Annotated in this window: 7 protein-coding genes; 4 read left to right on the forward strand and 3 right to left on the reverse strand. The window is 75.0% G+C overall.

All coding sequences use genetic code 11. The annotated features are described in order from the left end of the window. The coding region (locus ACVMLK_RS18875; protein ID WP_457487279.1) for a TrmH family RNA methyltransferase at nt 1-566 on the reverse strand (566 nt) is incomplete at its 3' end. A 110-nt stretch (nt 567-676) separates the two neighbouring features. Here ACVMLK_RS18875 and cuyA point away from each other — a divergent pair. The 4 genes from cuyA (at nt 677) to ACVMLK_RS18895 (ending at nt 5,214) form a co-directional block, all read left to right on the forward strand. Next, nucleotides 677-1,684, forward strand: coding sequence for a D-cysteate sulfo-lyase (gene cuyA / locus ACVMLK_RS18880; RefSeq protein ID WP_422922434.1), 1,008 nt, complete (start codon nt 677-679; stop codon nt 1,682-1,684). Nucleotides 1,685-1,765: 81 nt separating this feature from the next. Continuing rightward, nucleotides 1,766-2,635, forward strand: a complete 870-nt coding sequence (locus ACVMLK_RS18885; RefSeq protein WP_198365075.1) for a branched-chain amino acid aminotransferase — start codon at nt 1,766-1,768, stop codon at nt 2,633-2,635. A gap of 177 nt (nt 2,636-2,812) precedes the next feature. Then, on the forward strand, nt 2,813-3,448 hold the full coding sequence (locus ACVMLK_RS18890; RefSeq protein WP_457487282.1) for an RluA family pseudouridine synthase: 636 nt from the start codon (nt 2,813-2,815) through the stop codon (nt 3,446-3,448). Beyond that, complete coding sequence (locus ACVMLK_RS18895) at nt 3,445-5,214, forward strand: chloride channel protein (RefSeq protein ID WP_370591928.1); 1,770 nt, start codon at nt 3,445-3,447, stop codon at nt 5,212-5,214. The genes ACVMLK_RS18890 and ACVMLK_RS18895 overlap by 4 nt, the downstream gene beginning before the upstream one ends. Here ACVMLK_RS18895 and ACVMLK_RS18900 read toward each other — a convergent pair. Both ACVMLK_RS18900 and ACVMLK_RS18905 read right to left on the reverse strand, forming a co-directional pair. Next, nucleotides 5,132-6,376, reverse strand: a complete 1,245-nt coding sequence (locus ACVMLK_RS18900; protein ID WP_457487280.1) for a 2-aminoethylphosphonate--pyruvate transaminase — start codon at nt 6,374-6,376, stop codon at nt 5,132-5,134. The genes ACVMLK_RS18895 and ACVMLK_RS18900 overlap by 83 nt on opposite strands. 206 nt (nt 6,377-6,582) lie before the next feature. Next, a partial coding sequence (locus ACVMLK_RS18905) for a DUF1194 domain-containing protein (protein ID WP_457487281.1) occupies nt 6,583-6,922 on the reverse strand: 340 nt, incomplete at its 5' end.

The following is a 6,922-nucleotide window of genomic DNA, read 5'->3' on the forward strand; positions in this document are numbered from 1 at the left end:
CCGCGCGCCACAGCCGCGACCGTCAGGCAGTGCGGCGCGAGGCGCGCCAGGGCGGCCGGCAGGTCCGGCGCGCGGACCAGGCCGAGCGCCTCGAGCCCGCCCTCGCTGGTACGCCAGGCGGCGTCCGAAAGCCCCGCCTGGCGCGGATCGCCCGAGAGCATCAGCGCGCCGCAGCCGAGGAAGGCGGCCGAGCGGGCGATGGCGCCCAGGTTGTGCGGATTGCCGATGCCATCCAGCACCGGCAGCAGCCCGCCGCGGAACATCGGCTCCGGCAGGGTCGCGGGCAGCGGGTCGGGCAGCACCGGCACGCGGCGCGGCGTGGCGATGGCGACGATGCCGCCGTGATGGGTGGTGCCGGCGATGCGCGCCAGCTCCTCCGGCGGCACCTCGCGGTAGGGCTTGCGCTCGCGCGCCAGCCGGGCGCAGAAGCCGCCCGCCTCGGCGCGACGCGAGGCGGTGTGGAACAGGCGCAGGATCGCGTCCGGGCGGTGCGCGAAGGCGGCGGCGACGGCCGCGGGACCGCAGAGGCGGTCCGGCTCGGGCGGGGACGGGCGGGGCGGCTGCATGCGCCGCCCGATAGCACCGCCGGCGGCGGCGCGCATCCGCGCGGCGGTTGCCAATCCGCCGCCCGGCCCGGACAATCGCCGCAAGGGCACCGCCCGCACGGAGGAAAGTCATGAATCTCGGCCGCTTCCCGCGCATCCGCCTCGGCCACCTGCCGACGCCGCTCGAGCCCATGGAACGCCTCACGCGCCACCTCGGCGGGCCGAGGCTCTGGATCAAGCGCGACGACTGCACCGGCCTCTCCACCGGCGGCAACAAGACCCGCAAGCTGGAATTCCTGATGGCCGAGGCGCTCGCCCAGGGCGCCGACACCGTCATCACCCAGGGCGCGACGCAGTCCAACCACGCCCGGCAGACGGCGGCGGCTGCGGCCAGGCTCGGCCTCGCCTGCCACATCCTGCTGGAGGACCGCACCGGCTCGACCGACCCGGCCTACACGCGGTCGGGCAATGTGCTGCTCGACCGGCTGCATGGCGCCGGGATCTCCCACCGCGCCGGCGGCGCCGACATGCAGGCGGAGATGGAGGCCCTGGCCGCCGAGCTGCGCGCGGCCGGGCGCCGGCCCTATGTCATCCCCGGCGGCGGCTCCAACCCGGTGGGCGCGCTGGGCTATGTCAACGCCGCGCTGGAGCTGGTGAACCAGGCCGCCGAGGCCGGGCTGCGCATCGACCACGTGGTGCATGCCACCGGCAGCGCCGGCACCCAGGCCGGGCTGGTCACGGGGCTGGTGGCGCTGAACAGCGGCATCCCGGTGCTGGGCATCGGCGTCCGCGCCCCGCGCGAGCGGCAGGAGGCCAATGTGCTGGCCCTGGCGCGGCGCACCGCGGCCCATCTCGGCCTGCCGGAGGAGACGCTGCGCGCGGAGCATGTGGTGGCCAACTGCGACTATGTCGGCCAGGGCTACGGCGTGCCGACGGAGGGCATGGTCGAGGCGGTGCGGCTGCTGGCCGAGCAGGAGGGCATCCTGCTCGACCCGGTCTATTCCGGAAAGGGCATGGCCGGGCTGATCGACCTGATCGGCAAGGGCCATTTCGGCCGGGACGAGAACGTGGTCTTCCTGCACACCGGCGGCGCCGTCGGGCTGTTCGGCTATCCGGCGACCTTCGGCGCGGCGGGCTGAGGCGCCCGCCCTTCAAAGCCGGCGGCGCCCGTGCCAGTCTGGCGCCGCGTTCCCTCCCGCGACCGACGAAGGATCATCCCCATGGCAGGCATCTTCTGGCACGACGGCAAGTGGCTGACCGAGGAGCCGAAGGTGCTCGGCCCGATGGACCACGCCTTCTGGCTCGGCTCGGTGATCTTCGACGGCGCCCGCGCCATCCGCGGCCTGGTGCCCGACCTCGACCTGCACTGCCAGCGCGCCGTGCGCAGCGCCGAGGCGATGATGATGAAGCCGACGCTCCCCGCCGACGCGATCGAGGCGCTGTGCCGCGAGGGCGTGGCGCGCCTGCCGGCCGATGCCGAGCTCTACATCCGGCCGATGTTCTTCGTCCGCCGCGGCATCGGCGCCGCCTTCCCCGACCCGGAAAGCACCGAGTTCATCCTCTCGATCTACGAGGCGCCGCTGCCCGATCCCGCCAAGGGCTTCACCGCCTGCCTGGTGCCGCTGCGCCGCCCGGCGCCCGACATGGCGCCGACCAACGCCAAGGCCTCCTGCCTCTACCCGAACTCCTCCCGCGCCGCCGCCGCCGCGCGCGACAAGGGCTTCGACATGGCGGTGATGCGCGACTTCGAGGGCAATGTCGCCGAGTTCGCCACCTCCAACCTGATGCTGGCGAAGGACGGGGTGGTCCTGACGCCGAAGGCCAACGGCACCTTCCTGGCCGGCGTCACCCGCCACCGCGTCCTGACCCTGCTGCGCGAGGCCGGGATCGAGGCGCGCGAGGCGGTGGTGACGCCGCAGATGCTGCACGAGGCGGACGAGATCTTCTCGACCGGCAATTTCGGCAAGGTGCAGTACTGCACCAATTTCGAGGGGCGCGCCCTGCCGGCCGGGCCGCTCGGCCAGAAGGCGCGGCAGCTCTACTTCGACTGGGCCGAGCGCACCAGCCGGCTGCTGCCCCGGGCCGCCTGACGCGGCATGGCCAGGGGCGGCCGCCCGGCCTTCCATCCTGCCCCCCGCCGGGTGTCCCGCGAGGCCGCCCCCGGCGGGGCCCGCCCCGCCGCCGCGTCCCCTCCCCTGGCCCCTCCTCTGGTCCCTCCCCTGGCCCCTCCCCTGGCCCTCCCCTCCATCCTGCTGTGCCGCGACGATGTGCTGGTCATCGACAAGCCGGCCGGGCTGCCGGTGCATGCCGGGCCACGCGGCGGCCCGAGCCTGGAGGACCTGCTGCCGTTTCTCGCGCCGGGCCGGAAGCGCCCGCCGCAGCCCGCCCACCGCCTGGACACCGACACCGCCGGCTGCCTGGTGCTGGGCCGCACCCGGCCGGCCCTGGCCGGCTTAGGGGCGATCTTCGCCCAGGGGCGGGCGCGCAAGACCTACTGGGCCATCGTCGCCGGCGGCCCGGCGGCCCGGTCCGGGCGCATCGACACGCCGCTGCGCAAGGTCAGCTCCGCCGCCGCCGGCTGGCGGATGGAGGCGCATCCCGAGGGCCAGCCGGCCCTGACCCGCTGGCGCGTGAGAGGCCGCGGAACGGGCGCCGGCGGGGATCTCGCCTGGCTGGAACTGCGGCCGGAGACCGGGCGCACCCACCAGCTCCGCGTCCATTGCGCCAGCCAGGGCTGGCCGATCCTGGGCGATCCCGTCTACGGCAGGCCGCATCCGGCGGGGCTGCACCTGCTGGCCCGCGCCATCGCCCTGCCGCTCGACCCGCCGCTGGAGGTCACCGCCCCGGTCCCCGCCGCGCTGCGTCCCGCCTTCGCCGCCTGCGGCTGGACGGAGGCGGCGTGAGGCTGCTGCCCCGCAGGCTGCTGGAGCGCCGGGGCCCGCGCTCCTTCCGCGAGCGGGTGCGGCAGAGCGAGATCGGCATCATCCTGCTCGGCGTGCTGGCCGGGCTGGTCAGCGGCCTGCTGGCCGCCGGGCTCGGCCATGCCGCGCGGCTGCTGCACACCGCCTTCTTCGGCCCCGAGGGGCGGCACGGCCTCAGCGCGCTGCGCGAGGCCGCGCCGCTGGCCCTGCTGCTGGTCCCCGCCGGGGGCGGGCTGCTGCTCGGCCTGCTCGGCCTCGCCCTGGCGCGCTGGCGGCCGCGCGCGCCGATCGACCCGATCGAGGCCAATGCGCTGCATGGCGGCCGCATGTCGATGAACGATGCCGCCGTGGTGGCCGGGCAGACCCTGCTCTCCAACGGCTTCGGCGCCTCGGTCGGGCTGGAGGCGGCCTATACGCAGATGGGCGGCGGCCTCGCCTCGCATCTCGGGCGGGAGTTCCGCCTGCGGCGCGGCGACCTGCGGCTGATGGTCGGCTGCGGCGCCGCGGGCGCCATCGCCGCCGCCTTCAGCGCGCCGCTGACCGGCGCCTTCTACGCCTTCGAGCTGGTGATCGGCAGCTATGCCATCGCCCATCTGGCGCCGGTGCTGGGCGCCGCCGTGGCCGGGGCGCTGGTGGCGGAGCTGCTCGGCGGCGGCACGCCGGTGCTGAACGCCGCCGGCCTGTCGCCGCTCGACTGGAACAACGGCCTGCTCTCCCTGGCGATCGGCCTGCTCTGCGGCCTGGCCGGCATCGCGCTGATGCGCGGCGTGACCTATGCCGAGGCCGGGATGCGCCGCCTGATGCCCTGGGCGCCGCTGCGCCCGGCGGTGGGCGGCCTGCTGGTCGGTGCCCTGGCGCTGATCACCCCGGCCGTGCTCTCCGCCGGCCATGGCGCGCTGCACCTGACGCTGGTGGTGGAGGGCGACGCCCTGCCGCTGCTGGGGCTGCTGCTGCTGAAGGCCACGGCCTCGGCCATCTCGATCGGCGCCGGCTTCCGCGGCGGCCTGTTCTTCGCCTCGCTGCTGCTCGGCGCGCTGCTCGGCAAGCTGGCGGCGGTGCCGATGGCGATGGCGGGCATCGTCACGGACCCGCTGCTCGCCGCCCTGGTCGGCATGAGCGCCTTCGGCGCCGCGGTGATCGGCGCCCCGCTGGCCATGAGCTTCATGGCGCTGGAGACCACGCGCGATTTCAACATCACCGGGGTGGTGCTGATGGCGGTCATCGTCTCCGCCGTCACGGTGCGGCGTCTCTTCGGCTATTCCTTCGCCACCTGGCGCTTCCACCTGCGTGGCGAGGCGATCCGCAGCGCGCACGACATCGGCTGGCTGCGCGATCTCTCGGTGGGCCGGCTGATGCGGCGCGATGTCCGCACCGTGCGCGACGACACCCGCCTCTCCGCCTTCCGCCGCGACTTCCCGCTCGGCGCCACCACGCATGTCGTGGCCCTTGACGCCGCCGGGCGCTACGCCGGGCTGATCCTGGTGGCCGAGGCGCATGGCAGCGAACTGGCGCCGGAGGAGCCGGTGGCGCGGCTGCTGCACTTCCGCGACCAGGTGCTGCTGCCCGCCTGGAACGCCAAGGAAGCGATGGCGGTGTTCGACGCGGCCGATGCCGAGGCGCTCGCCGTCGTCGACCAGCGCGACACCTCGCGCGTCGTCGGCCTGCTCACGGTCGCTTTCCTGCTCCGCCGGTACAGCGAGGAGCTGGACAAGCGGCGGCAGGACGAGACCGGGATGCCGGCGGTCTGAGGCCGGAGCGGCGCCGCCGCCGGCGGCGGGGCGGGGCCCCCCCCCCGGGGGCGCCGCGGCGCAGCGCGCCCATCTCCTCCAGGGCGCCGCGCATGGCGCCGAGGGCGAAGCGCATCTCGTCCGGCCCGACATGGCCGATGCAGCCGATGCGCATGGTGGGCGCGCCGGTGTTGAAGAAGTTGCTGATCAGCACGCCGCGCCGCTTCAGCGCGTCGACGAAGCCCTGCAGCGTGAAGCCCGGTGCCTCCGGCTGGTGGAACAGGGCGATGATCGGGCCCTGGTCCTTCCAGTCGAGATAGGGCCGCAGCCCCAGGGCGCGCGCGCCCTCGTGGAGGATGCGGCAGTTCTCGCGGTAGCGGGCGAGGCGCGCCGGCTGGCCGCCCTCGGCCAGGAAGATGTCGAGCGCGACGCCGAAGGCGTGCAGCGCCTGCACCGGCGGCGTGAAGCGGAAGCTGCCCCAGCCGCTGCGCAGCGCGTGGGCATAGATGTCGGCGAGGTCGAAGGACCAGGAGCCGGCCTGGCCGGCCGCCGCCTCCACCCGGTCGATCGGGCAGATGGCGAAGCCGATGCCCGGCAGCCCCTCGATGCACTTGTTCGAGGTGAAGACCACCGCATCCACCTCGGGCTGCGCCTTCAGGTCGAAGGGCAGCGCGCCGAAGGCCGAGACGGCGTCCACCAGCATCCGCCGCCCGGCCGCGCGCACCACGGCGCCGATCGCCGGCACGTCGTTGACGATGCCGCTGCCGGTCTCGGAATAGACCACGCCGACATGGGTGATGGCGGGATCGGCCGCCAGGGCCGCGGCCACCGCCGCCGGCGGCACGCCCTGGGTGTCGGGCGCCGGCAGCGTCACCACCTGCCGCCCGGCCTCGCGCGCCAGCCGCGCCATGCGCTCGGCATAGGCGCCGTTCATCGGGATCAGGATCCGGCCGGTTCCGGGCGGGACGAAGGTGCGCAGCGCCGCCTCGGTGATGAAATGGCCGGCGCCCTGCAGCGGCAGGCAGGCGTGGCGCCCGGCCTCGCCGCCCGCCAGGTCCCGGACCTTGTCGCGAATGGCGGCGTATTCGGGCGCGAAGTCACGGTCCCAGGGGGCGATGTCGACCGCCATGGCGGCCCGCACTTCGGGGCGGGTCTGCACGGGGCCGGGGATCAACAGCAGCATGTGGACGGTTCCTGACGCACTCTTCGGTAAAGGCCGCCCGGAAGCCGCCCGGGCTTCCCTTCTCCCGGTCCGCGCCTCTGCACAAACAGCCGGCCGCAGGCTGCACCGCCGCCCGGGGAAAGGAAACCCCCGCCGGGGGCGCCACAGCCCTGCGCGGGCCGCAAAAATTCTGACGGCGCCATCAACGGGATTGATGCCTCTCGGCCTCAGGCGATCAGCCCGCCGCCGATCTCGCGCCGCAGCTTGCGGCGGATCGCCTCGGCGAAGTCGGCATAGTCGGCGCAGCTCATGGCGAAGGCACCGGGGCCGCCGATCACCTCGGCCTCGTAATGCGCCAGCAGGTCGGGCTCCTCGTTCAGCACCGCCAGCGCGTTGAAGGTGACGCCCGCCGCCACGCCGAGATCGCGCACCGGGCCGGGCGCGCGGCCCAGATTGTGCCGCCCGTCGCCCGAGACATCGAGCACCAGCCGCGCCGCCTCGGCCGGGCAGCGCCCGAGCAGCGCCAGCCCCGCCGCCATGCCCGGGCCGAGGCCGGTGGCGCCGGGC

The organism is Teichococcus aerofrigidensis, assembly GCF_054073225.1.

Excerpts from the sequence above, each read along its gene's own strand:
- cuyA (WP_422922434.1), top strand. The coding sequence starts at position 677 with ATGAATCTCGGCCGCTTCCCGCGCATCCGCCTCGGCCACCTGCCGACG.
- ACVMLK_RS18885 (WP_198365075.1), top strand. The coding sequence starts at position 1,766 with ATGGCAGGCATCTTCTGGCACGACGGCAAGTGGCTGACCGAGGAGCCG.
- ACVMLK_RS18900 (WP_457487280.1), bottom strand. The coding sequence starts at position 6,376 with ATGCTGCTGTTGATCCCCGGCCCCGTGCAGACCCGCCCCGAAGTGCGG.